The sequence below is a fragment of the Streptomyces sp. NPDC058470 genome, assembly GCF_042721055.1.
Classification (GTDB): Bacteria; Actinomycetota; Actinomycetes; order Streptomycetales; family Streptomycetaceae; genus Streptomyces.
On the sequence record NZ_JBHXMF010000144.1, the window covers coordinates 1 to 1,993 of the forward strand.

2 protein-coding genes are annotated in these 1,993 nt (G+C 67.9%); both read left to right on the forward strand.

The window, feature by feature from the left end; translation table 11 throughout:
• Nucleotides 1-294 precede the first annotated feature (294 nt).
• Nucleotides 295-954: a response regulator gene (locus ACFWP7_RS42550; protein ID WP_384394017.1), complete on the forward strand. Its 660-nt coding sequence runs from the start codon at nt 295-297 to the stop codon at nt 952-954.
• Nucleotides 955-1,224: 270 nt separating this feature from the next.
• Nucleotides 1,225-1,993: 2-oxoacid:acceptor oxidoreductase family protein (locus ACFWP7_RS42555; RefSeq protein WP_384394021.1), on the forward strand; the 769-nt coding region annotated here is incomplete at its 3' end.

Genomic DNA, 1,993 nt, shown 5'->3' on the forward strand with positions numbered 1-1,993 from the left:
GGGGGGGGGGGGGGGGGGGGGGGGGGGGGGGGGGGGGGGGGGGGGGGGGGGGGGGCGGGGGGGGGGGGGGGGGGGGGGGGGGGGGGGGGGGGGGGGGGATTTTCTTCGCCCCCGCCGCCCCTACCCATTCCCGTACCTGGGGGCTCCGCCCCCACACCCCCGTATCGCGCTGAACGCGCTCGTCCTCAAACGCCGGCGGGCTGAATCCTCGCCGCCCCGGCCCAAGTCGGTCCCAATGCTGGAATGCTGGGGGGCTGTCGTACAAATGGGGGGCCGAAAATCGTGGAGGACAGGGTGCGAGTCGTCATCGCCGAGGATTCAGTGCTGCTCAGGGAGGGCCTGACCCGGTTGTTGACCGATCGCGGACATGACGTCGTGGCGGGGGTCGGGGACGGCGAAGCGCTGATCAAGACGATCACCGAGTTCGCTGAGCGGGGTGAGTTGCCGGACGTCGTCGTCGCCGACGTCCGGATGCCGCCGACGCACACCGACGAGGGGGTCAGGGCCGCCGTACAGCTGCGCAAGGCGTATCCCGAACTGGGTGTGCTCGTGCTGTCGCAGTACGTGGAGGAGCAGTACGCCACCGAACTGCTGGCCGGTTCGAGCCGTGGCGTCGGCTATCTGCTCAAGGACCGGGTCGCCGAGGTGCGGGAGTTCGTGGACGCGGTGGTACGGGTGGCCAAGGGGGGTACCGCGCTGGACCCGGAGGTGGTCGCGCAGCTGCTCGGGCGCAGCCGTAAGCAGGACGTGCTCGCGGGGCTCACCCCGAGGGAAAGGGAGGTCCTGGGGCTGATGGCCGAGGGCCGGACCAATTCCGCCGTCGCACGGCAGCTCGTCGTGAGCGACGGCGCCGTCGAGAAGCACGTCAGCAACATTTTCCTGAAGCTGGGGCTTTCCCCGAGCGACGGGGACCACCGCCGTGTTCTGGCGGTCCTCACCTATCTGAAGTCCTGACCATCTGACACTGTGTCAGATGGTTGTGGGAGTACCGGCGGAACGAGAGCCGGCCGAGCGGCACGAGAACCGAAGGATGAGCGGGAGCGTCTTCAAGGGAAGCGTCGGGGGCGGGCAAGTCATGACAAGTCATGCTGTCAAGCAGTCTCAAAATGGTGTCCACTGTGCGAATGACCCCGGGAAGGCGACCCTTACAGACGTAGGGTTGATCCTGGGATGGCCTGCGGGAAGGCCGCTCCCAGACAGCCGCCTCGAGGGAGGTCCAGTTCAGTGACCAGCCAGGTCAGTAGCGCAGCGGAACAGGCCGACGGAGCCGTCGTAGGAGAACAGCGCAAACCGGCAGGGGCGAAAGAGCTCCGTCGGCTGGATCGGGTGATTATCCGGTTCGCGGGTGACTCGGGTGACGGTATGCAGCTCACCGGTGACCGCTTCACCTCCGAGACGGCGTCCTTCGGCAACGACCTCTCGACTCTTCCGAACTTCCCCGCCGAGATCCGAGCGCCCGCAGGCACCCTGCCGGGCGTTTCGTCTTTCCAGCTGCACTTCGCCGACCACGACATCCTCACGCCCGGCGACGCGCCCAACGTGCTGGTGGCGATGAATCCGGCGGCGTTGAAGGCGAACATCGCCGACGTGCCACGCGGCGCGGAGATCATCGTCAACACGGATGAGTTCACGAAGCGGGCGATGTCGAAGGTCGGCTACGCCACGAATCCGCTGGAGGACGGCTCACTGGACGGCTACAGCGTCCACCCCGTCCCTCTCACCACCATGACCGTCGAGGCGCTCAAGGAGTTCGACCTCTCCCGCAAGGAGGCCGAGCGCAGCAAGAACATGTTCGCGCTGGGTCTGCTGTCGTGGATGTATCACCGGCCGACGGAGGGCACGGAGCGGTTCCTGAAGGCCAAGTTCGCGAAGAAACCGGACATCGCCGCCGCCAATATCGCGGCGTTCCGGGCGGGCTGGAACTTCGGGGAGACGACGGAGGACTTCGCGGTCTCCTACGAGGTCGCCCCGGCCTCCTCCGCCTTCCCGGCCG